Raw genomic sequence first — 23,611 nt, 5'->3', positions numbered from 1 at the left:
ATGCCCGGCGCCAACCGGGCATTTTTATCATATAACCGCTATCCCATCAAGGCAACCGGGGGCTGATTAAAATTTCAAGTTTCAATCCTGAAATTCAAAAATCATCTGCACATCTGCCATTTGAAATCTGCACATCAAAAATCCGCACATTTTTTCCCATCTTTACAGCCAATAAAGTTCTTTACTTTTTTTCTGCAGAGTGGTTCCCGGTGTTTAAAGCACAGGGATTAATAAGGAACCGTGTGTAAATCACGGGCTGTCGCGCAACTGTAAGTAACACAAAAAGTTGTTGCCTTTAACAAAGTCCATTGTTCGCCCACGCGCGAATGAGAAGGACGGCAACAATGTTACAAGCCAGGATACTTGCCGCTATGTAAAAGACAATGCTTTCGCGCAATGAAGCAGTAGTCGAAGAAAAAAGAATAGCTATACCGGCATTTGCTTGCCTGTAGGTTACGCTTTTGTCTTTTATTACCATTTACTCCGAAAGCATACCGAAAACCGTAAGGAGCATTAAGTCAACTTAATGTTTAACCRAAAACGTTTTAGCGTATGCTCAAAAACAATCTCGGGTACCCACGTGTAGGTGCCCACCGTGAACTCAAAAAAGCCAGTGAACAGTACTGGGCCGGCAACATTACCCGTAACGATTTATTTGCCGCCGCCCGGCAAATTCGCCTGCAAAACTGGCAAACCCAGCATGATGCCGGTATCGATCTGATCCCATGTAACGATTTCAGTTTTTACGACCAGGTGCTGGATACCTCGCTCATGCTGGGCAACATTCCCGAGCGTTACACCCCGGTATTAACACAAAACAAGGCCAATACCGAAATTGACCTGTATTTTGCCATGGCCCGCGGCTACCAAAAAGATGGCCTGGATGTTACAGCCATGGAAATGACCAAATGGTTTGATACCAACTACCACTACATTGTACCGGAGTTTGTACAAAACCAGCAATTTAAACTATTTAGCGAAAAGGTATTTGACGAGTTTATACTGGCCAAACAACATACCGGCAACATACCAAAACCGGTATTGATTGGCCCGGTAACCTACCTTTTATTAGGTAAAGAAAAACAAACCGGTTTTGATAAAATAGACCTGATTAAAAAACTGGTGCCGGTTTACATCGAAGTATTAAAACGGCTGGCAAGTTACGGTGCTATCTGGGTACAGCTTGACGAGCCCTTCCTGGCGCTTGACCTTACCGACAAAGAGAAATCGGCTTATGCTTACGCCTACATGGAAATCAGGAAACAATGTCCGGACATCAAAGTGCTGCTGACAACCTACTTCGAAAGTCTGCACGAAAACACCGAACTGGCCGTAACCCTGCCTGTAAGCGCCATTCATGTTGATTTGGTGCGTGCACCCGATCAGTTGTACAAAGTTCTCACCGTATTGCCCGATAGCCTGAGCTTATCGTTAGGTGTAATTGATGGCCGTAACATCTGGAAAAACGATTATGTGCGCTCGTTAACCCACGTAAAAAAAGCAATTGCTGTATTGGGTACCGATAGGGTGATGATTGCGTCAAGCTGCTCGCTGCTGCACACCCCGTTTGATCTGGAGCTGGAAACCGCCATCATCCCCGAGATAAAAAACTGGATGGCCTTTGCCAAACAGAAACTAAACGAAATAAACGAGCTGGCACAGATCATTGGCGGCAATAATGAATTACTGCAAGAAAACCTGCGTGCCCTTACCAGCCGTAGCCTTTCAAAACTCATTCATAAGCAGGATATCAAACAACGCGTGGCAGCCATAACCGATGCCGATGCGCAACGTGAAAGCGGATTCATCTCCCGCCAGAAAATACAACAGCAGCGCTTTAAATTACCACTGTACCCTACAACTACCATAGGATCGTTCCCGCAAACTGATGATATACGCTCGTTAAGGGCAAGGCTAAAAAAAGGTGAACTAACCGGGCCCCAATATGATGCCGAGATAGAAAAAGCAACCATTGACGCCATCCGCTGGCAGGAAGAGGTTGGACTGGATGTACTGGTACACGGCGAATTTGAACGTAACGACATGGTGGAATACTTTGGCGAACGTTTAGACGGCTTCCTGTTCACCAAAAATGGCTGGGTACAAAGCTATGGTAGCCGCTGTGTTAAACCACCGGTTATTTATGGTGATGTAAGCCGCCCGGCGGATATGACCGTACGCTGGAGCAGCTTCGCGCAGCAAAACACCGATAGGCTAATGAAAGGTATGCTAACCGGCCCGGTTACTATACTGCAATGGTCATTTGTACGGGATGACCAGCCACGGTCCGAAACTACCAACCAGATAGCTTTGGCCATCCGTGACGAGGTTGTGGCCCTGGAAGCCGCCGGCATAAAGGTGATCCAGATTGATGAGCCTGCTATCCGTGAAGGTTTGCCGTTGCGTAAAAAAGACTGGCAAAATTATTTGAACTGGGCGGTAAAAGCCTTCCGTATTTCGGCCAGCGGTGTGAGGGACGAAACACAGATACATACGCACATGTGCTACAGCGAGTTTAACGACATCATTGGTAACATTGCCGATATGGATGCCGATGTGATCACCATTGAAACCTCGCGCTCGCAAATGGAACTACTGGCTGCCTTCGCCGATTTTAAATATCCAAACGAAATTGGCCCCGGCGTTTATGATATCCATTCGCCGCGCGTACCCACGGTTGATGAAATGGTAAGCCTGCTGGAAAAAGCATCTGAATTGTTACCCGCCGGCAATTTATGGGTTAATCCCGATTGTGGATTAAAGACCCGAAAATGGCCCGAAACCCAGGTGGCACTTATAAATATGGTGACCGCAGCGAAACAACTTCGTCAGTTAGTTGTAGAAACAATAGCATCCTGACGGGTAAAAACAGGCAATTTGCGTATACTTGCCTGTTTTTTCAGATTTTTGGCATTTTATGAGATTAAAAAGTAACGCGGTTATTACAGGGGTTGGGGGGTTTGTTCCGGATAATATATTAAGTAACAGTGATTTAGAGAAGATGGTTGATACAAACAGCGATTGGATCATATCACGTACAGGAATTAAGGAAAGAAGGATTTTAACCGACCCTACACTTGCCACCTCGGATATGGCCGTTGCTGCTGTGAAAAATTTGTTAGAAAATACAGGTGTTTCTGCAGAAGAAATTGATTGCCTTATTATAGCTACATCAACCCCCGATCACCTGCTTTTATCAACCGCCAGCATTGTTTGCGATAAGGTTGGTTTAAGCAATGCCTGGGCTACCGATGTTAACGCTGCCTGCAGTGGTTTTTTATACGCTTACACACTTGGTGCGAGCCTGGTAGAAAGCAACCGATACAAAAAAGTAATTGTAATTGGCGCCGACCAAAACAGTGCTATCATTAATTATAAAGACCGCAATACCTGTATATTGTTTGGCGATGGTGCCGGTGCTGTTTTACTGGAGCCCACTACCGAGGATATAGGCCTAATTGACAGCGTTTTTAAAACTGATGGCCATGGCCGCGAATACCTGCTGGTACCTGGCGGTGGTTCAAAAATTCCGGCTACTGTCGATTCTGTTGAGGCTAATCAGCACTACATTCGCCAGGAAGGCAGGATTGTATTTAAGGCAGCCATTAAAGGCATGACAGAAACGTGTACCGAGGTATTAAAACGCAACGATATGACGATTGATGATGTAAACTGGCTGATACCTCACCAGGCCAATTACCGCATCATCCATGCCGTTGGCGAAAACCTTGGCTTACCCGAGGACCGTGTTAAGGTAAATATCGACAGGTACGGTAACACTACAGCAGCCACCATACCACTTTGCCTTTGGGATTTTAAAGACGATTTTAACCACAACGATAACGTTATTTTTACTGCCTTTGGCGCCGGCTTTTCATGGGGCGCAACCCTGTTAAAGTGGGGCACCTTGAGGAAAGCGTAAGGTAATTTAAAATCATATAACAATGACGGGGCTGTCATCCTGAGCCTGTCGAAGGACGCGCGGAGAGGCCTTAGCCTGCTATGCTTCGACAGGCTCAGCATGACAGGCCTTTTGATATTTGTTGACTCCATGACCATCGAAGAAAGAATAAAAGCATCAGAAACACGCATTTTTAAAACCGTGTTTCCTAATAACACCAACCATTACGATACGCTGTTTGGCGGTTCGGCTATGGCCATGATGGATGAAGTAGCGTTTATAACCGCTACCCGTTTTACACGAAAAAGAATGGTTACCGTATCATCTGACAGGATTGATTTTAATAAGCCTATCCCGGCGGGTACCATTATCGAACTGGTGGGCTCCGTATCGCATATTGGCAATACCAGTATGAAGGTGTTGGTCGAGATCTTTATCGAAGAAATGTACTCTTTTGTGCGCGAAAAGGCCATTACCGGCACTTTTACATTTGTGGCTATCGACGAGCATAAACACCCGGTAAAGGTTGTAGATTAATAAGGTACCTTTTATGTAAATAGCGCTGATAATATTGCCTGTTTAAAGCCAATTAAGTTTTATAATTTAGTTGCTTATAAATCTGCACATCGGCTTCATGAACAAAAAAACAGCAATCTTATTAATAGCGCTGGCGCCATTAACTGCCTTTTGCCAGCAAAATTTAAAACTTTGGTATAAGCAACCCGCAAAGGTGTGGACAGAGGCCCTGCCTTTAGGCAACGGACGACTGGGTGCCATGGTATTTGGCCGGGTAGGCCGAGAACTTATCCAGCTGAACGAAGCCACTTTATGGACCGGTGGCCCCGTACGCACCAACGTAAACCCGCAGGCTTATGACAATTTACTGCTGGCAAGGGAAGCGCTGTTAAAAAATGAAGATTATGCACAGGCTAATGAGTATGCAAAAAAAATGCAGGGCTACTACTCAGAATCGTACCTGCCGCTGGGCGATCTGACCATCACCCAACAATTAAAAGATACTATCCCCACGGCTTACTACCGCGACCTGGATATCAGTAATGCTATTGCCACAACCCGTTACACAATCGATGGTGTAGAGTATACCAGGCAAATTATCAGCTCGACCCCCGACCAGGTTATCGCTATCCGGTTTACCGCAAATAAAACCGGGCAATTAAATTTCACCCTGGGCACCGGCAACCAGCTAAAATACCAGAACGTTGTTATATCCAACAACCAAATTTTAATGAAGGGGCAAGCCCCGGCACATCTGCAGCCCAGTTATGTCAACTTGAAAGATACGCTTGCCCTCAATGACAAACCCGGTTGTCGTGGAATGCGCTATGAGTTACAGGTAAAAGTTATTAATAAAGATGGGGTAGTAAGCGCCAATACCAACGGCATTACAGTGAAGAACGCAACCGATGTAACTGTTTTTTTATCGGCTGCTACCAGCTTTAACGGCTTCGATAAATGCCCGGATGCCGAAGGTAAGGATGAGCATAAATTAGCTACAGACTATTTGGAAAAAGCCATAAAATATAGTTGGCCGGCATTGCTGCAACATCATTATGCCGATTACCATAAATATTTTAATCGGGTAGCGTTTAACCTCGCCGCCCCCGCCGATGATAAGAGCGCATTGGTACCAACAGACGAGCGGCTGTTTAACTATTCAGAAGGGGCTAAAGATCCATCATTTGAAACATTATATTTCCAGTTTAGCAGGTATTTGCTGATCTCCTGCTCGCGCCCGGGCGGGCCTGCGGCTAATTTGCAAGGTATCTGGAACAAAGAGGTCCGGCCGCCGTGGAGTTCAAATTATACCACCAATATTAATGTGCAAATGAACTACTGGCCTGCCGAGGCGGCAAACCTATCGGAAATGCAATTGCCTTTTATCAACTTCATAAAAAACGCGGCTGTTACCGGCCAGGTAACAGCCAAAGAATTTTACCATACCCGGGGTTGGGCGGTGCACCATAACAGCGATATATGGGCATTATCAAACCCGGTTGGCGATTTAGGCCACGGCGACCCTATGTGGGCCAACTGGACAATGGGATCGCCATGGCTATCGCAGCATTTGTGGTGGCATTACCAGTTTACAAACGACAAGGCCTATCTTAAGGATACTGCATACCCGCTTATGAAGGGTGCTGCCCATTTTTGTATGGATTTTTTGGTGCCTTACAAGGGCTACCTGGTAACTGCCCCTTCCCTATCGCCCGAGAATAGTTTTATTGACGATAAAGGCAAACAAGGTACCGTATCTGTAGCTACAACCATGGATATGGCCATCATCTGGGATTTGTTTACCAATGTGATAGATGCCGCAGGCCGGTTAGGCACAGACAAGGCTTTTCGCGATTCGGTGATTGCCTGCCGCAAGCAATTATATCCGCTGCACATCGGCAAAAAAGGAAACCTTCAGGAATGGTATAAGGATTGGGAAGATACAGATCCGCATCACAGGCACGTATCACATTTATTCACCGTATTTCCCGGCCATGAGATCTCTCCTATCGAAACCCCGGAGCTTGCAGCAGCCGCAAAAAAAACGCTGGAGCTTAGAGGGGATGCAGGCACCGGGTGGAGCCTGGCCTGGAAAATTAACTTTTGGGCCCGATTACTTGATGGTAACCACGCCTATAAAATGATCCATTACCTGTTAAGGCTCACTGGGTCATCAAAAACCAATTATTCCAATGGCGGCGGTTCATACGCCAATTTGTTTGATGCGCATCCGCCGTTCCAGATAGATGGCAACTTCGGGGCATTATCCGGCATGTGCGAAATGCTGGTTCAAAGCCAGTCGGGCGAGATCAGCCTGTTGCCAGCCATCCCTGATTGCTGGGCCGAAGGCCATATTTCGGGCTTAAAGGCACGCGGCAATTTCCAGTTAACTATGAACTGGAAAAACAAGCAGATAGTTACAGCGTCGGTTTTATCGGTAACCGGCGGTTTATGCAAACTGCGTACAGCCACACCGTTAAAAATTACGGGCGTACAGGCAAAGTCGGTAAAAACAGCTAATGGCTATTTAACAAGCTTTAATACTAAAAAAGGAGTTTTGTATCAGATAACCAGCTCAAAAATTTAACCAGCTCCATCGAAACCGGAAACTTAGTAACAAACAGTAACAGTGCAGAAATGACGAACGCTAAAACAAACCAACGATGCCATTTAATAAAAGAGAGATTTCGAAAAGCATTATTATCGGAGCGCCACAGGGTAGCTGTTATTCAACTTTGAGCTCGTCGTGGACGTTGGAGACAACTATAAGCCAAATTTGCCGGAGAAGGTGTGTTTAACGGGGTACTAATAAGTTGGGGCCAACTGACTAAAAAGAATCTCCCTCCAACTCTTTAAGAACCTCCCTGGCTAAATTTACATCAAGATTCCACCAGTTTGAGGCAGTTAGCTTATCTATTTTATCCTGGTCAAATCTAAATTTTAATATTTTAGCAGGGCTACCAACTACTATCGCAAATGGTGGAACGTCTTTTGTTACCACGGAGTTTGCTCCGATTATTGCGCCATTGCCAATTTTCACACCTCTTTTGATAATACTATCAACACCTATCCAAACATCATTACCAATCTCACTAATCCCTTTTGTTAACTCATCCAGTATATTTTCGTAAAAGATTGCACTTGTTGACAATGCCCGTAAATTATGTTCGCCTGGCCCAATTGTCACATTATCTGCTATGCTACAATACCTGCCAATATTTGCCTTAGTCACAACGCAGCGACTCCCTATGTAAACATAGCTCCCTATTTTGCTAAATTTATCTACGGTAGTTCCCTCTCTTACTTCAATATGATGGCCAATTAAACTTTCGGGATCGACTCCTGATGGGAGAATCGCGCTATTGGTAATGTCTAAATCGGACAACAGTTCTGAATGAATACGTATTATATCATCGCCGACAGAAAATACTAAATGTTTATCATGCTTATGTACAAATTCCCTGAGAAAATCGATAGTAGGATAACCATTCTCGCCGGTAAAGCACCGAGCGCCGTCTATTAATATTGTGTGGCTTTTTATTGGATGCGCAAAAATGTGCTTAAGCTCATTTAAGATAGGTGAATTTAATTTCTCCTTATCGGTAAAGTCTTCTGAATAATGACCGTTTAACCAAAACAATGCGGGCTTTGAAATCCCAGGCAATATCTCAGCCAACACATCTCCGCTATCTCCCTGGTAGACAGATATTTTTTTTTGGACGCTAAATTTATCGACTGCATTTTTAAAAAGCTTTGCATCAAGCTCAATGGTTACTAAGCGTTCAAAAAAATCTAAGCAAGCGGCTGTCGTTTCACCTAAATATGTTCCTGTTTCAACAAAAATATTAGCTCGATGAAACCTCGCGTATCGCTTTATAACGGAAAGTTTTATGGAATGAGGAGGCGGGGCAGGACGGCCAGCTTTGATCCATTCTTTGATGGTATTATCGGTGGTTGACTCTCGGGTAATTGTGCCGATGCTGCTTCGGTATTTCTTAAATAACCTGTAAATAATAGTTCTTTTTAAAAAATCCTTTAGCATAATAATCAACTATAATTGTGAATAGCCAAATATATAAAAACCATAAGGATATCATAAGCCAGTTACAATGTAGGGAAATCCATCTAACTTTTGAATAGCCTGCCGATGTTAAAGACATATACATATCCAATTTACCTACGGTTAAAACTGAAGAACATGCTTACGGGGATAAAATGAATATTAGGCCCCCTAATATCTTACACAGCCAAATGTTATGTTAGTGGTCAGTAGGCTGTTACCATTCAAAAAAAGCACCCGCCGAATCCTGGATTTGGGACGGCGTGCACCCCATGCCGGCCGGGCACAAACTGATAGCCCCTAAATAGATTAAAGCAACAAAAAAGAACTGCGGTTTCCCGGGCTAGTGTTAAGTCAACAGTATTAAGTCGTAAGTCTAAAGTTGAATTTTTTCTGTTTCGACTTAGGACTTTAGACTTTGGGCTAAAGACGATCCGTCAATTTATCGTTGACACGACACTAGTCAAACAGCAAACAGTTGCCCCATATCCTTAAAAGCCTTAAATTCCAACGCATTTCCAGATGGATCAAGAAAAAACATGGTAGCCTGTTCGCCGGGCAGGCCTTTAAAACGGATGTAGGGTTCAATGACAAATTTCACGTTTAGGCTTTTTAATTTAGCCTCAAGTGCAACCCAGTCATTCCATTCCAGTACCACACCAAAATGCGGTACAGGTACGTCGTGCCCATCAACCGGGTTAAAATGATGTTTGGTATCATCAACCGGTTTAGGTTTCAGGTGGATAACAAACTGGTGGCCATATAAGTTAAAGTCCGTCCAATTAGTATCGCTGCGACCTTCGCCGCAGCCTAAAACTTCGCGGTAAAATTTGCGGGCCTCGTCCAGGTCATAAACCGGCACTGCAACGTGGAAAGGTGTTATTTTGCTCATCTTATAATAGTTTTAAGTATTGAGTGGTGAGTTTTGAGTGTTTAGCCGAAAATAATAAATCTTAATTTAAAGAAAACCTGTCCCTACCAAAACCAATTCCTTCCCCACTAAAAACTCCCAACTCAAAACTCAAAACTTCATCAATGTAATCCTTTGCGTTTTAACAATCCCCCGGTGGTATCGTCCACGCTTTGCTGTACAATAAATGCCTTGGGATCTATTCGCAGGATGGTTTGTTTTAACGATGGAATCTCCAACCGGGTAGCAACGGTAAAAATAATATCCCGAGGGTCGTTTACGTGGCCATCCTTGCCGTAACCGCTTTTACCCTGGTAAATGGTAACACCCCTGCCCAGCGTAAGTGTAATTGCCCGGCGAATGGCCTCGCTATGCGTAGATACTACCGTGATGCCCGAATACTGTTCAATACCATTCAAAATAAAATCTATCATTTTGGCGGCAGCCATATACGTTAATATGGAGTACATAGCTGGCTCAACGCCCAGTAAAAAGGCAGCAAGCCCAAATATCACTACGTTGAGCAGCAAAATAAAATCGCTCACCTTTAGCAGTTGAGTACGTTTGCTGATGAGTACTGCTGCTATCTCGGTACCATCAAGCACGGCGCCGCCCCGCATGGCCAGGCCGCTGCCCGTACCTATAAATACGCCGCCAAAAACCGCTGTAAGCAACTTATCGTGCGTTACATCGGGGAAATTAATAACTACCAGGCTTACCGATAGCAAGCCAATGGCAATGGTGCTTTTTATGGCAAACCACAGCCCAAGCTTTTTATAACCCAGCCACAAAAACGGCACATTAATTAAAAAAATGAGTAAAGAAATGGGTATGGCCGAGATATCTGCAACCAGCATTGATACACCCGTTACCCCTCCATCAATAAAATGGCTGGATAACAGGAAACCCTTAAGGCCAAAACCGGCTGCCAGGATACCCAACCCAATAGATATTGATTCTTTGATGATCTTCATTACCTTCATGCCCAAATATAATTTATCCGGCGCTAAAACGGGTTTTAATAAAGCAGATAATTAAGAACAGGTTGGTTTTAAGATGCAAAATATAAATAGAATAAGATGCCAAGCTAAAATATCATAACTTCCGGCTATTCAAAAGTGCTAAACCTACAGACCCAGTTTAGCAATAATCTCATCTGTGGTACCTACTTCTCCAATCCTCGGGAAAATATATTTAAAACTGCTATTGTGTGCATCTGCAAACCTATCGCTCATGGCATCGCTGGCAAAGGCAATATTATAGGCAAATTCATTAGCGCTGCGGGCGGTAGCTTCGACACCTATACTGGTGGCCAACCCGGCCAGCACAATCTAGGTAACGCCACGTTTTTGTAATTCGTCATGCAGGGCGGTTTGGTAAAAAGCGCCCCATGTTTTTTTGGTTATCCTAATGTCGCCGTCCCCTACTTTAATTTCGGGCACGATATCCAAAAAATCGGGACCAGGTACTGATCCTGCGTTTGGATTACTATCCCTGCGGGTGGCAAAAGCAGCCGAACCAGCAGGGTTAACATTTACTATTACAACCGGCAGTTTTGCCTTGCGAAAAGCGGCAAGCAACTTAGCCGAGTTTTCCAATACCTGGCTCATAGGGTGCGCCGTGGGCATTTGCACAATGGGCTTTTGCAAATCAATTAATACAAGTGCGGTATTTTTATCAATGGTAGTTATCATATTATCTGCATTTATTTCAATTATCGCTGTTAGTATCCATTCAATTCGTGTCCATCAAATTCGTAAAATTCTATCCAACTCGTGAAATTCGTGTGTATCAGTTTGATGTTAGTGAATTGACCGGGGGGTGTTGTAAAGTTACTTCGATAGCTTTTTTGAGCCTGATTTTCCTGAGGTACGCCAGTTGCAATAAACCCAGCAGCAGCGCCACAAGACCTTCGCCTAAAACCGTATCCGGAACGCCTATTTTTTGAGAAATGCCCCCTACCAGTAAGCCACCAAGAGGCTGCATCCCAAAAAAAGCCATGGCATAAAAACTGATAACCCTGCCGCGCATAGCCGGATCAACCGTAGTTTGAATGAGTGTATTGCTAATGGTAATCTGGGCCATCATCCCAAAACCTGTAATGGCCGCAAACAAAAGGGCAATGTAATAATTAGGGATGTGAGAAAAGACAGCCAACCCTCCGCCGAAAATTAGTGTACTTACAGCCAATATCTTTTTAAGATCTCCTCCTGCTTTTATTGAGGCCAGGAATATAGCGCCCGAAAAAGCGCCCAAACCTATCAAGCTATCTATAACCCCAAAAGTTGATGCCGTTCCCTTAAAAATATCTTTGGCATAAACCGGTATCAGCGTATTAAAGGGTAAAACCATGAGGCTTATTAAGGCCAGCATTACCAGCACAAACTTAATTGAAGGTGTGCTTTTGATATAACTAAAGCCCTCTTTAAGTTCAAAATAGATGTTGTGCGTATGTGCTTTCGGCTTTGATTTGGGCAGCCTCATTAACAACAGCGAACCAATCACAGCAATAAAGCTGGCGGCATTGGCGCCAAAGCACATTACATCGCCAAATTTCTCGAGCACCAGGCCTGCAATACCCGGACCTACCAGTCTTGACAGGTTTACCATAGATGAGTTAAGTGCCAGCGCATTCGGTAAATCAGCTTTATCGTCAACCATCTCATAAACCAATGATTGACGGGCGGGCACATCAAAAGCATTAATGATACCCAGAAGAGCGCTTAAAGCGATAATTTCCCAAACCACGTATCGCCCAAAAAACACCAGCGCCGTGAGCAAAATAGCCTGCATCATTGATGCTGCCTGGGTAAACAACAATAACTTATACCTATCATACCTGTCTGAAACTACCCCGCCCAAAAATGAAAATAAAAACGAAGGGAACAGACTTGCAAAAAGAGTAACTCCCAATAAAAATTTAGAATGTGTTTGCGAGTATATTACCCAACTCACCGCGGTTTTCTGCATCCAGGTACCCACCAACGATATGGATTGACCGGTAAAATAAAGCCTGTAATTCCGGCTTCTAAATGCATTAAAAGTGTTTATATTCATTACTCCCCTATCCCCGTCACGAAGACTTTATTCAAAATCAACAATTTTTGTTAGCGGGCCAATGGCCTTTTTTATCAACTCCTGTTCCTCAGGTGTACAGGTTGCGGCTATGGCATCATTAAGCCAGGCATTACGCTCGTTACGTACCTGGTGTAGCATATCGCGCCCAAGATCAGACAAGGTGATGATGGCTTTACGTTTATCGGTTTCCGAGATCCGCCTTTTGATTAAACCGCGCTGCAGGAGGTTGGCCAATATCTGCGACATGCTTTGCGTAGTTATTTTTTCCATAGCTGCCAGTTCGTTAGGCAGCAATTCCTGGTGCTGATCAAGCAGGGCAATCGTAGAGCGTTCGGTTAACGACAACTTATCGGCAGTTACCGAATGCTTCCGCAGTACCTTAATAAGCCTGGTTACCACGGTGCGCAGGTCGGCCGCCAGTTGAATATCTTTTTGATCTGTCATTTTTATTATAAAGAAAACTTGTAAGTTTACCTTACAAATATAAAGAAATTTTAGGCATTTATTGAATTACCTCTATTTTTTACATTGGTGTTATATGACATTGGGTAGCTTTGGTGTGGAATAATTAGGTATAGCCATGGGTATAAAACACGATATAATTTCATTAGATGATATCAAACTGTTGGTTGATACCTTTTATAATAAAGTTGGCGAAGACGTTTTACTGGCTCCCGTTTTTAACGAGCGCTTAGGCGATGGCTGGTCGCCCCACCTGGAAAAGATGTATACCTTTTGGCAAACCCTGCTATTGCAGGAACATACCTATAATGGCGCCCCGTTTCCGCCACATGCGCGCTTACCTATTGACGAAAAGCATTTTACAGAATGGCTAAATTTATTTACAGCTACAGTTGACAGCCTTTTTGCCGGCGAAAAGGCCGATGAAGCCAAATGGCGTGCAGGTAAAATGGCCGAAATGTTTCAATATAAAATAGCCTATTTTAAAAATAATCCGCTTAATATTATTTAGGTATTTATTTACCGGGCAATATGCGGGCGCATTTTAGTAATTTTGCCTTGTGCCACCACCTGTTAAAAAAACACCTGCCAAAACCACAGTTCCGGTAAAACGGAAACCTGCAGCGAAGAAAAAAACACCTTCCACAGTTCCTACAGGATGGATATTTGCCGCTATTGGCTTACTACTTATAGTGCTTTCGCCCTTTTATTATGGCTACGTTTTAAAAACGGCAACTGCAACCTGGCGATGGATACTGGATGCCGGCGAAACCACCAATTACCGTACCTACAAAAGTTTTGGCGTACGCATACCGGCCAATTATACGGTACATGGCATTGATGTATCATCGTACCAGGGCAAAATAAACTGGCAAAAGGTAAAGCAGATGAACGAGGATGGCGTACACATTAAGTTCGCTTTTATTAAGGCAACCGAAGGCGTTTTAATGACCGATCCCTATTTTCAGCGCAACTGGCGCGAGGCCCCGAAGGCCGGCCTTATTTGCGGTGCATATCATTTCTTTCTGCCCCAAAAAAGCGGCTTATGGCAGGCTAAATTCATGCTGCAAACGGTAAAAATTGAAAAAGGCGACCTGCCGATGGTTGTCGACGTAGAGAAGTTATACCGCACTACGCCCGAAAAAATGCGTACTCAGCTTAAGCTGTTCATCCACCAAATAGAAACCAAAACGGATGCAAAACCCATTATTTACACCAACCTGAGCTTTTACCAGGATTACCTGGAAGGTTATTTTGACGAGTACCCGCTGTGGATTGCCCACTATTACCAACCCCAGTTAAAGGTGAGTAGCAATACCAACTGGCAGTTTTGGCAACACTCGGACAGGGCCCACATCAATGGCATTAGCCAAAGGGTTGATATGAGTATTTTTAAAGGCGATACTACTGCATTTGAAAAATTACTGGTGAAGTAAAAAATCACCCTGTTACCCCTTCCTTCTTATAAACATTCATCAAACTATCGGCCCGATACCTATGTCCCTCCTTTAAAAAGGCATAGTAAGGCGCTACGAATTTGGCAGCGGCAGATGAGGGGTATTTATCCAACAGGTAGTTGTAGGCTTCTTTAAAATAATCGCTCAGGCGGTTTTGGTCATCCATAACCCAGGTGTTATCGGTTCCCTGGAGCAACGCCTGCAAATAGCTTTTCTGGTTAACCGAAGCGTCGGTAATACTTATAAAACCAGGATTTTCTTTAACAAACTGCTCCCACCATATTTCCCTGTCTACCAGCTGCTTTGCACTTATAATTATCGACGCATCTTCCATATAAACAGCCTTATTTTCCTTATTCAATTGCTCAAGGTAGGCCTTCATCACCGGCGACACGGATTCATAAAACCATTTACTGATAAAATCCCGGTCTTGCCCCACATAGGTGTCGCCTTCTTCCATAATAATCGTAAAACCGTTATCGTTCAATTGCTTCAGGTATTTTGCAACTTTTGCCGGCAGTTTACCTGGCTTAACTTCACGCATGAGTATGGTATCACTTCGGTCGGTACGGTCATTATGGATATCATCAAGGGTTTTATCCAATTTATCGTAGTACGCGCTAAAAATCAAAAAAGCAGTATCGCAGGCGGCAGGGGCTTGTCCTTTGAATAGTTCTACATATCTCCCTGCAGCCGTTGTTGCATTTTCAGGATCGGTAAAATTTAAAGATTTAATAAATACCACATACTGATTAAACAACGGGTTTGTATATTGCGGCTTATTGATGATTGAAGTTTTAGCCGGCTTATTAGCCTTAACAGCATGTTTCGTTTCTGCCGACGGTTGCTTTTTATGTGAACAAGCACACAACACAATTAAACACATACACAGGAATACACAGTTTTTCATGACAGAATGGAAGTATCTTGCATAAATATGAGCAATTTGTTTGGAAACAGAAAGCGCAACGATAAGACAACAACTCCATCATATGCCCCGGAAGCATATTATATATCAAAGACTTTTAGCGCTGAAAGGCCTCACCATCCAGAACATCTTATACTATGAAAATATCTACATTATCTTTTTGTGCTTTATTGATCACGATGGTTTCTGCCTGTCATTCGGTTATAACCGATGGCGCCGTGGGCAACCAGGAACAAAGCAATATGCACAGTACCTATGACGATAGCACCTTAAATAATAAGATATTGCCTGTAATGATGCCATATAACCGGCTGATTGACCCGGCCGGCAAAGTGGTGCGCTTTGGCGATCCCAATTTTGAAAACCATAGTCTTGATATCAAACTGATCCCTGGAACCTCGGTTTTAGCTGTTGAAGACCGGTACGGCATTACCCTCATTGATTCGGTTGGCAGTAAGGTCGTAGCACAATGGACTTATAACAAGGATAAACGGTACAATGGCCTGATGAGCACTTACTCGGGCTTAAAGGTTCATAAAAGTGGCACAGAAACTCAGATTTTTTGGAGCGCAGCCAATGGCGATTCGCATAAATCATTTGTAATGCAAGCCCTATGGAACGGGCAGGATATCAGCATCAAAAACGCATTTGAATTTAAGCCCGCTGCGCCCTCACCATTGGCGTTACCCAATGAATTATTAATCAATACCGAAGCGGGTACCGATTATTTATATGTGGCTTTGAACGGCAACAACCAACTTGTAAAAATTAACCTGGGCACCCAACAAACTATTTATACTAAACCAACCGGGGTAGCGCCCTATGGCCTTGCGCTTGTTGGGCAGCGCCTGTTCATCACCAACTGGGGTGGTGCCGAACCTGCCGATACAACCGGCCGGGAAACCGCAGGCGTACCTTACGGCAAAACCTATATCGACCCCAAAACCGGCGCTACAAGTTCCGGGAGCGTACAGGTGTTTGATATTGCAAGCGGCAATGTATTGAAGGAAATTTCAGTTGGCCTACACCCCAATGTTATCATAGCCGATAAAAGCCATCGCTTTTTATATGTTGCCAATGCCAACAGCGATAACCTATCGGTAATAAACGCTGCAACTTTTAAGGTGATTGAAACCGTCCCGGTAAGGTTGATGCAGGATAAAAACGGCTACATCGGCGATTCGCCAAACGCACTGGCGCTCAGTAACGATGGTAACACATTGTACGTTGCCAACGGGCTTGATAATGCGGTGGCGGTAGTTCAGCTTGGGTCAGTTTCATCGGCGGGCGGCAAAGGCAAAACAGTTGTTAAAGGCTTTATACCTACCGAGGCTTATCCCGGCGGCTTACTGATTGTGGATAACACCATTTTTGTAACCAACCTGGAAGGCGAAGGATCGCGGGTAAGCACCAAAGAGTTTAAAGCCGGGTCGCAGGTACCTGATGATGTTACCGCTTATAACTCGCACCACGAAAAGGCTACGGTATCTATCATCCCGTTGCCGGATGATGAGTTATTAAAAACATATACCAATCGTGTAAAAACGCTTAATCTTACCTTCAGGCAGGATATAGCACAACTGATACCGCGTAAAAACATCACCCCAAAACCAATGCCCGACCGTATCGGCGAACCATCGGTATTTAAGCACGTATTATACATCATCAAAGAAAACCGCACTTACGACCAGGTTTTAGGCGATATGCCCCAAGGTAAAGGAATGCCCTCATTATGTATTTATGGCGATAGCATCACCCCTAATCAGCATAAGCTGGCCAAAGATTTTGTGTTGCTTGATAACTACTATGCATCGGGCAAATGCTCGGCCGAAGGACACCAATGGACTGATGCCGCCATGGTTACCGACTACGTGGAGAAAAACGTACGCGCCTGGTTCCGCAGCTACCCGCATGTGCAGGAAGACGCCCTGGTGTACGACAAGAAAGGTTTTATATGGAACAACGCCGCCGATCACGGTAAAAAAGTAAGGATTTACGGCGAGGCATCGGCACCCCATTATGACGAAAAATTAAGCTGGACGGATATGTACAATAACTACAAAGCCGGCATCCCGCTTAAATTTTATAACACCAGTACCATATCAAGGGTGAGGCCGATGCTATCGCAAAACTACCCCGGATCGGACGAGTTAAAAATAACCGACCAGATACGGGCCTCTGCTTTTATCACCGAATTAAAAGGCTATGAGAACCAGCCCGGCGATGAATTGCCAGAGCTGATGGTAATGGCCCTATCAACCGACCATACGCAAGGTACCCGGCCAGGCCTTCCTAAACCGGAAGCTATGGTGGCAGATAACGACCTTGCCCTCGGCCGCATCATTGAGGCCGTATCTAAAAGCCGTTTCTGGAAAAACACCGTAATATTTGTTACCGAGGATGACTCGCAAGCCGGGTGGGACCACGTATCTGCTTACCGTACAACAGGCTTTGTGGTAAGTCCGTACAGCCAGTTGCAAAAAACAGTATCAACCAATTATAACCAAACTTGCATCGTACGGTCGATAGAGCAAATATTGGGCATACCACCGATGAATATTATTGATGCAACCGCCTTGCCCATGTTCAGTTGCTTTAGCGACAGGCCAACTGCCTACGCTTACAGCGCTGTGCCAAACCGCATCCCGCTAAATAACATCAACCCTAAACTTGCCGTACTTAAGCGGCAGGCTTTGTATTTTGCCAAAGCATCATCAAAACCGGAGTTTGACCATATTGATGGCGGCAACGACGACATGCTGAACCGCATTTTATGGTACGCAGCAAAAGGCAAAAAAACCTACCCTGTAAAATTAACCGGCAAAGCCGACAAGGATGATGATGATTAAACAGGGCTATTTATTTTTTGACGAGATAAACCGTATACCATCAGTATGTTCGCCAATGAGGATATTGGCCATATCTGCTGTTTTGTAATAAGGAGGCTTTCCGGGCATATCATCGGCAATGCCAATACCGTTAATCTTTAAATTTTCAAATACAACATTTTTTATACGGCGGTCATTATCGTAACCCGCAATTACCGAGATATTGGAATGGCGGCCCTTGAAATCAATATCTTTAAAATAAACATTTTGTATTCCCCTGCCCGGCGAAGTATTGTAATAGTGATTAAACATTACCCTGATATTAACAAGCTGCCCCTCCCTGAAATCTTCTACCCGGATATTTTCAAAACTAAATTGGTTTAGCAGATTGCTATCACCCGCATTTAGCGCAATACAACCCTGGTAATCAATCTGATGCTCGTGCTGCTCCAGGATGTCGATATTTTTAAAAGTCATATTTTCAAGCGTATCGGGGTTGTTTGTATCTCCGTGGGTACCAATTAATATAGGGTGGGCAACATCTGCCCAAAGCGTGGCGTTGGCAACAGTTATGTTTTTGGTGTTGCCATAATAATTCCACCTGTGACCATAAATGGCAATACAATCGTCTGAATTTCTCATAAAGATATCGCTGATGGCAACATCCAAACTGCAGAAAACATCAATACCATCGGCGTTTCCTTCAAAGCTAAACGACTTAAAATTACAGATCTTCACTCCTGTCGACTGGCCGATAAGCACACTGTACTTATGTGGTAAAACGATGATCCCGCTTACTTCAACGTTTTTTGAAAACGTGATGGTTAACTGGTCGTTACGGGAACCGGGTATAGCGGAGGGGCTGGTTTTCTTAATGTCTGCTTTTTGTATAAGAGGCAACTGAGTCAAAATTCCACGACCAAGGATACGTACGTTCTCTACCTTATCAACAAGAATCTGCCCTTGTACAATGGCACCACCTGCTAAATAGATAGTTTGGTTCGACCGGGCTTTTAAAACCCCTACCCTGTGTATCCCAGGGCCAAAATAGGTTATACTGGCATCGGCCCATGATGGGTGGAAAGTTTCAAGTGGATTGGCAAACAGCTGCAGGTTATGAAATATATCTCCGTTTATCTCTATGGAAAGATTCCGGGGTTTATCCAAAAAAAAGCTGACTTCATTTGATTGTAATTTCGGTGTTATGCCAAAACTCAACGGCCTTACCCGGGCTTGTTTAACAGTGCCTCTGTTATAAGCAACGGCAACCTCCACCACACCAGAAAAATCAAAATAAGCGAAAGAACTAAGCTGATATTCGCTTTTTGTATTAACTACGTTAGCAACCTTGGCCATATAGGTAGGCACCGTTTTCCATTGCTTTCCATTTTGCCTTATTCTGACAGTAAAATCGGTTGTTAAAGCCGCTCCGTTGGGAGCGTTATAGGTGATCAGTTGGGCTTTTACAAGGTTACCAGTACATAACAACAATACAAGCAGTGTAATAATTCTTTTTTTCATTAAATATAAATAATTAAAACTCGCGGCACATAGCTCGCGGAGGCACAAATCTTCGCATCAAATCAACCTAGACCTAACTTCCAGTCGCCCCTGCGATGTATCCAGAGAAGCAAATGGGTTGGTAATGGTTACCGATTGAAGATTTTATAAAAATCGCCCGAAAAAAAAGAAGAGGAAGGCGGTTATCAGGCCAAATACAGGGGGTATTTTTAGCGCATCACTGTTAAAAACAAGCAAAAATGAGCTATCTGTTCATATTTAAACACCACGGGGCCGTAAAACATAAGTATTAGTTATTACTTAATGCTTACTTTTTTGGTTAACCAAACTATCGTTGCAGCTCCAATTCCCGGGCTTATTTTTTCAGATTAAACAAATCCCTTGTGGTATATTTTATATCAAACATCGCCGGTTACCTCCCTTTCATCACCACAATAGCCCCGTTTATCGATAACATCTATCGTCCAGAAAATATTGGCAATACTTTCGGATAAGTAAACGATAACAAAATATTAAATTAATTAAATCATGAAAAAGTTAATACTTTCTGTAGGGTCAGGCTTGCTACTGACGGTCTGCATCCTGGTAGCTTGTAAAAAAAGCAGCTCAACTGATGGAACTACAACAACTACCACCACAACCACAACGGCTTCAGTTTCGGCTTTAACCTGTGGTTCGGCGGTGGTGTCATCAACAGCAACAGTTAATTCCGTATTTAGCGGTAGCGCCACTATACCGTATACTGGCGGCAATGGTGCCGCTTATACCGCCGGTAGCGCAATCTCTTCAACCGGTGTTACCGGCCTAACGGCAACTTTAGCCGCGGGAACACTGGCCAGCGGGGCGGGTAACATCACATACGCCATTGCCGGTACACCCACATCAACAGGTACTGCGTCTTTTTCAATTACCTTTGGCGGGCAAACCTGTAGTTTCACAGTTACGGTAGACGCCGCAAGTACATCAACAACGGGTTGCTCCACCTCGAACACCATTGCATCAAAAGTAGTATGCTTAGCCAACGCTTTTTTAGCAACGCTTAGCACGTCGCAGCAATCATCTGTTGTACTTACGCTTAACCTGACCAATGCAAAAAGATGGTCGAACCTGCCATGCGGGGTTTCATGCAGAAACGGATTGGCATTTAGCAGCTTAAGCAGCACACAATTAGCAGCAGCTAAAGCGGTTGCAGCGGCAGCTTTCGGAACAACAACCGGCGAAGGTTATGACGAGTTTACACAAATTATGGCTGCCGATGACTACCTGGGCCAAACCGCTTCAGGCTATTCTTCGGGCAATTATATTATTGCATTTTTGGGCACCCCAAGTACAACAGGAAAATGGATGCTGCAGATTGGCGGGCACCACTATGCGCAAAATATTACTTATGACGCAGGTGTTGTTACCAGTATTACACCTTTGCACCAGGGAGTAGAGCCTAAAGGTTCATTTACGTTAAGCGGAACTACTTATAGCGGCCCGCTGGAGTCTGAACATACCGCAATGCAGGATATGCTTGGTTCTTTCACCAGTACCGAACTGGCTTCGGCAAAAATATCCAGTACTTTTTCAGACTGCCTGATGGTACCTGGCTCTACTACTAACACTTTCCCAACCACTAAACAGGGAATTAAAGTTAGCACGCTTAGCACTGCTGCGCAGGCAAAAGTACTGGCAGCCATGATGCCATGGATCAACGACGTAGATGCTACTGCTGCCGCCGCATTTACAACTATTTATCAAAATGAGCTTGCAAGTACTTACGTTACCTATGCCAGCAATACATCTGCTGTTGCCGGTACCGCCAGTTCATTTTTAACAACAAATACCGATTATGTGAGGATAGACGGGCCAAGTGTTTGGATAGAGTTTATTTGCCAGACAGGTGTTGTGCTTTCGGGAATTCACTACCACACTGTGATGAGAGATCATAGCCGTGATTACATAGGTTTATAACAAGAATCATAGAAATTATGCATAACATCTTTTCGATAAACAGTCGCCATAAAAACAGTTGGCGGCTGTTTATTTTTGTATCCGTTTTTGCTGTTACAGCATTAAGGCCAACCATTTCAAGTGCTCATCAAACGCCCAATACGCTTGTTTTTTTAGATGTAAGCCCGAACAGGGTTGCCCTGGAACTCCAAATGCCCTTATCAGAACTGGAACTTGCTTTTGGCAACAACATATCTAAAAACCCCGAAACGCTTATTGATAAATTCGGGACCCAGCTAACAGAATACCTCAAAGCGCATGTACACGCTTATTTGAAGAAGACAGCTCCCTGGAATGTTGAAATAGTAGCTTTGAGGATGAATAAAGGGAAGTATATCGAGAATGGCATCGATTATTGGGAAGTAGTTGCCAACGTGGTTATCGTCCCGCAACCCGGCGAAAGTACCCGGAAATTTATGCTCGATTATGATGTGATCATGCACCAGGTTGTAAACCATGCAGCCCTTATCTCCATCCGCAGCGATTGGGAGACCGGAAATTTAAATGCTCCCTCGGCTGATGCCATGGTTATCAGCTGGAATACCAAAGATAATGTGATATACCCATTGGAAATAAATTTGCAACAGGGAAGCTGGTTTAAGGGTTTCAAAAGCATGTTCGCCTTAGGTATGCAGCATATTAAAGAAGGGACCGATCATTTGCTGTTTTTGATAGTTTTGCTGTTACCTGCTGCATTATTGACAAAAAACAAGCAATGGGGCAAGTTTGGCGGCACAAAATACAGTATCCTGAGGTTATTGAAAATTGTTACGTCGTTTACAATTGGCCACTCTCTTACCTTGCTCATTGGCGCCTTAGGCTGGTTAAAACTGCCTGCGCAGCCTGTAGAAATATTGATTGCATTTTCCATTTTAGTTTCTGCGGTTCATGCCATAAAACCCATTTTTCCGGGGAGAGAAATGTTTGTAGCGGCGGGTTTTGGCTTGATACATGGCTTAGCATTTGCATCCATATTAGCTAACCTTAACCTGGGCGCAGGTACTATGGCGCTAAGTATTTTAGGCTTTAATTTAGGGATAGAGGTAATGCAGCTGTTTGTTGTTTTAATTACCATTCCGTGGTTAATTTTACTAAGCCAAACGTCAGTTTATACGTACGTACGGGTTGGCGGCGCTGTCATCTCGGGTATAATTGCCACTGCATGGATGCTGGAGCGTGCCACACAAACGCCTAATTTTGTTTCGGCTTTTGTAAATAAAGCAGCGCAACAAGCCGTGTGGGCCATCCTACTGTTAGCAATTTTGGCATTGGCAAGCTTCGTGGTAAACAGGCGTGTTGCCCGTTCATGATGAAACAGTTGCCGCAGGTTGGCAACGTTATTGAAGCGGGCCGGTACTGCGTTCCTGATTACACGGCAGTTTAAAAAGTGATAGTCGTGCTGAATAAGGCATTGGGTCAGCAAACGCATCTAATTGGGTTAACATAACTTAACATATTTTGGATATATTTTTTATAAATATTTAACAATCAATGCTTTATATTTTATCATGGTTAACACTAAACTGATCGCGCAATTTAGGCGCATCCAATATTTGTGCCTTTTGTTGGCCAATACATGTCCCTTTGGTGCCTGGGTCATTTGACCACGATCAGCCAATAAAAACAAGGTATCGACGCTATAAGTTTATTCTGTTAGCTATTATCAAATAACAGCTTATCGCCGTTAACTATTTAGATGCGTTTGCCCTGGGGCGTTGGACCAGGGCTGACGCATTAGAAATTTTTATTAGCGATAAGCGTTAACAGAAATTTATGGTTCCAACCAGCCATTTTTCGTTTGGCCTTCAGGCTGGCCTTGCTGGTTTTATCAGCTTTCAGAATATTTAAGGCTATTTTTCTGACGACTGCCAGGTTTTGAGCGGCCTGCCTGTTGCGTGTGGTATTGTGGTCTTCGCCAAAACCAACATCCAGTTGCCAGTGCAACTGATTTTCTA

Annotated in this window: 17 protein-coding genes, 1 pseudogene and 1 riboswitch; of the genes and pseudogenes, 9 read left to right on the top strand and 9 right to left on the bottom strand. The window is 44.0% G+C overall.

What is annotated here, in order from left to right:
- Nucleotides 1–183 precede the first annotated feature (183 nt).
- Nucleotides 184–385: riboswitch (cobalamin riboswitch) on the top strand.
- A 167-nt stretch (nt 386–552) separates the two neighbouring features.
- The 4 genes from metE (at nt 553) to AC1DV1_RS28495 (ending at nt 7,004) form a co-directional block, all read left to right on the top strand.
- Nucleotides 553–2,859, top strand: a complete 2,307-nt coding sequence (metE, locus tag AC1DV1_RS28510) for a 5-methyltetrahydropteroyltriglutamate--homocysteine S-methyltransferase (protein ID WP_477367166.1) — start codon at nt 553–555, stop codon at nt 2,857–2,859.
- A 58-nt stretch (nt 2,860–2,917) separates the two neighbouring features.
- The gene (locus AC1DV1_RS28505) at nt 2,918–3,922 is read left to right on the top strand and encodes a beta-ketoacyl-ACP synthase III (protein ID WP_477367163.1); all 1,005 of its coding nucleotides are present in this window, start codon (nt 2,918–2,920) and stop codon (nt 3,920–3,922) included.
- A 129-nt stretch (nt 3,923–4,051) separates the two neighbouring features.
- The gene (locus AC1DV1_RS28500) at nt 4,052–4,438 is read left to right on the top strand and encodes an acyl-CoA thioesterase (protein ID WP_477367160.1); all 387 of its coding nucleotides are present in this window, start codon (nt 4,052–4,054) and stop codon (nt 4,436–4,438) included.
- Between the two features lie 97 nt (nt 4,439–4,535).
- Nucleotides 4,536–7,004: a glycoside hydrolase family 95 protein gene (locus AC1DV1_RS28495; RefSeq protein WP_477367157.1), complete on the top strand. Its 2,469-nt coding sequence runs from the start codon at nt 4,536–4,538 to the stop codon at nt 7,002–7,004.
- Nucleotides 7,005–7,244: 240 nt separating this feature from the next.
- On the opposite strand, the gene AC1DV1_RS28490 is transcribed toward AC1DV1_RS28495, so the two are convergent.
- From AC1DV1_RS28490 to AC1DV1_RS28465, 6 genes and pseudogenes are all read right to left on the bottom strand, one after another.
- Nucleotides 7,245–8,459 carry a DapH/DapD/GlmU-related protein gene (locus tag AC1DV1_RS28490; RefSeq protein WP_477367154.1) on the bottom strand — a complete coding sequence of 405 codons (1,215 nt, stop codon included), beginning with the start codon at nt 8,457–8,459 and terminating at the stop codon, nt 7,245–7,247.
- Between the two features lie 481 nt (nt 8,460–8,940).
- Nucleotides 8,941–9,369, bottom strand: a complete 429-nt coding sequence (locus tag AC1DV1_RS28485) for a VOC family protein (RefSeq protein ID WP_477367151.1) — start codon at nt 9,367–9,369, stop codon at nt 8,941–8,943.
- A 140-nt stretch (nt 9,370–9,509) separates the two neighbouring features.
- Complete coding sequence (locus AC1DV1_RS28480; RefSeq protein WP_147052312.1) at nt 9,510–10,370, bottom strand: YitT family protein; 861 nt, start codon at nt 10,368–10,370, stop codon at nt 9,510–9,512.
- Nucleotides 10,371–10,514: 144 nt separating this feature from the next.
- Nucleotides 10,515–11,081, bottom strand: a pseudogene (locus tag AC1DV1_RS28475) (isochorismatase family protein).
- Nucleotides 11,082–11,178: 97 nt separating this feature from the next.
- Nucleotides 11,179–12,444, bottom strand: a complete 1,266-nt coding sequence (locus AC1DV1_RS28470) for an MFS transporter (RefSeq protein ID WP_477367148.1) — start codon at nt 12,442–12,444, stop codon at nt 11,179–11,181.
- 27 nt (nt 12,445–12,471) lie between these two features.
- A complete protein-coding gene (locus tag AC1DV1_RS28465; protein WP_477367145.1) occupies nt 12,472–12,909 on the bottom strand; it encodes a MarR family winged helix-turn-helix transcriptional regulator in 438 nt (145 codons plus the stop codon).
- 136 nt (nt 12,910–13,045) lie between these two features.
- On the opposite strand from AC1DV1_RS28465, the gene AC1DV1_RS28460 reads away from it, so the two are divergent.
- Together AC1DV1_RS28460 and AC1DV1_RS28455 are read left to right on the top strand one after the other, a co-directional pair.
- Nucleotides 13,046–13,438 (top strand): group III truncated hemoglobin, encoded by a 393-nt coding sequence (locus AC1DV1_RS28460; RefSeq protein WP_477367141.1) that lies wholly within the window; start codon nt 13,046–13,048, stop codon nt 13,436–13,438.
- Between the two features lie 49 nt (nt 13,439–13,487).
- Nucleotides 13,488–14,363 carry a glycoside hydrolase family 25 protein gene (locus AC1DV1_RS28455; RefSeq protein WP_477367138.1) on the top strand — a complete coding sequence of 292 codons (876 nt, stop codon included), beginning with the start codon at nt 13,488–13,490 and terminating at the stop codon, nt 14,361–14,363.
- 4 nt (nt 14,364–14,367) lie between these two features.
- On the opposite strand, the gene AC1DV1_RS28450 is transcribed toward AC1DV1_RS28455, so the two are convergent.
- Nucleotides 14,368–15,294 (bottom strand): hypothetical protein, encoded by a 927-nt coding sequence (locus tag AC1DV1_RS28450; protein WP_477367135.1) that lies wholly within the window; start codon nt 15,292–15,294, stop codon nt 14,368–14,370.
- A gap of 155 nt (nt 15,295–15,449) precedes the next feature.
- Here AC1DV1_RS28450 and AC1DV1_RS28445 point away from each other — a divergent pair, with 155 nt between their 5' ends.
- The gene (locus AC1DV1_RS28445) at nt 15,450–18,161 is read left to right on the top strand and encodes a YncE family protein (RefSeq protein WP_477367132.1); all 2,712 of its coding nucleotides are present in this window, start codon (nt 15,450–15,452) and stop codon (nt 18,159–18,161) included.
- Nucleotides 18,162–18,167: 6 nt separating this feature from the next.
- On the opposite strand, the gene AC1DV1_RS28440 is transcribed toward AC1DV1_RS28445, so the two are convergent.
- Complete coding sequence (locus AC1DV1_RS28440) at nt 18,168–19,661, bottom strand: glycosyl hydrolase family 28 protein (protein ID WP_477367129.1); 1,494 nt, start codon at nt 19,659–19,661, stop codon at nt 18,168–18,170.
- Between the two features lie 528 nt (nt 19,662–20,189).
- Between AC1DV1_RS28440 and AC1DV1_RS28435 the strand changes: the two genes are divergently transcribed.
- Nucleotides 20,190–21,617 (top strand): DUF3500 domain-containing protein, encoded by a 1,428-nt coding sequence (locus AC1DV1_RS28435; RefSeq protein WP_477367126.1) that lies wholly within the window; start codon nt 20,190–20,192, stop codon nt 21,615–21,617.
- Nucleotides 21,618–21,634: 17 nt separating this feature from the next.
- A complete protein-coding gene (locus AC1DV1_RS28430; protein ID WP_477367123.1) occupies nt 21,635–22,966 on the top strand; it encodes a HupE/UreJ family protein in 1,332 nt (443 codons plus the stop codon).
- Between the two features lie 424 nt (nt 22,967–23,390).
- Here the strand turns inward: AC1DV1_RS28430 and AC1DV1_RS28425 are convergent.
- Nucleotides 23,391–23,611: transposase (locus AC1DV1_RS28425; RefSeq protein ID WP_477367120.1), on the bottom strand; the 221-nt coding region annotated here is incomplete at its 5' end.

The organism is Mucilaginibacter sp. P4_D1 (assembly GCF_056401935.1).
The sequence above is the reverse complement of the archived record's forward strand: the minus strand, read 5'-3'. Positions and strand labels throughout refer to the sequence as shown.

Bases quoted from the DNA above. Each gene is read 5' to 3' on its own strand.
- metE (WP_477367166.1), top strand. From the start codon at position 553: ATGCTCAAAAACAATCTCGGGTACCCACGTGTAGGTGCCCACCGTGAA.
- AC1DV1_RS28505 (WP_477367163.1), top strand. From the start codon at position 2,918: ATGAGATTAAAAAGTAACGCGGTTATTACAGGGGTTGGGGGGTTTGTT.
- AC1DV1_RS28500 (WP_477367160.1), top strand. From the start codon at position 4,052: ATGACCATCGAAGAAAGAATAAAAGCATCAGAAACACGCATTTTTAAA.
- AC1DV1_RS28495 (WP_477367157.1), top strand. From the start codon at position 4,536: ATGAACAAAAAAACAGCAATCTTATTAATAGCGCTGGCGCCATTAACT.
- AC1DV1_RS28490 (WP_477367154.1), bottom strand. From the start codon at position 8,459: ATGCTAAAGGATTTTTTAAAAAGAACTATTATTTACAGGTTATTTAAG.
- AC1DV1_RS28485 (WP_477367151.1), bottom strand. From the start codon at position 9,369: ATGAGCAAAATAACACCTTTCCACGTTGCAGTGCCGGTTTATGACCTG.
- AC1DV1_RS28480 (WP_147052312.1), bottom strand. From the start codon at position 10,370: ATGAAGGTAATGAAGATCATCAAAGAATCAATATCTATTGGGTTGGGT.
- AC1DV1_RS28470 (WP_477367148.1), bottom strand. From the start codon at position 12,444: ATGAATATAAACACTTTTAATGCATTTAGAAGCCGGAATTACAGGCTT.
- AC1DV1_RS28465 (WP_477367145.1), bottom strand. From the start codon at position 12,909: ATGACAGATCAAAAAGATATTCAACTGGCGGCCGACCTGCGCACCGTG.
- AC1DV1_RS28460 (WP_477367141.1), top strand. From the start codon at position 13,046: ATGGGTATAAAACACGATATAATTTCATTAGATGATATCAAACTGTTG.
- AC1DV1_RS28450 (WP_477367135.1), bottom strand. From the start codon at position 15,294: ATGAAAAACTGTGTATTCCTGTGTATGTGTTTAATTGTGTTGTGTGCT.
- AC1DV1_RS28445 (WP_477367132.1), top strand. From the start codon at position 15,450: ATGAAAATATCTACATTATCTTTTTGTGCTTTATTGATCACGATGGTT.
- AC1DV1_RS28440 (WP_477367129.1), bottom strand. From the start codon at position 19,661: ATGAAAAAAAGAATTATTACACTGCTTGTATTGTTGTTATGTACTGGT.
- AC1DV1_RS28435 (WP_477367126.1), top strand. From the start codon at position 20,190: ATGAAAAAGTTAATACTTTCTGTAGGGTCAGGCTTGCTACTGACGGTC.
- AC1DV1_RS28430 (WP_477367123.1), top strand. From the start codon at position 21,635: ATGCATAACATCTTTTCGATAAACAGTCGCCATAAAAACAGTTGGCGG.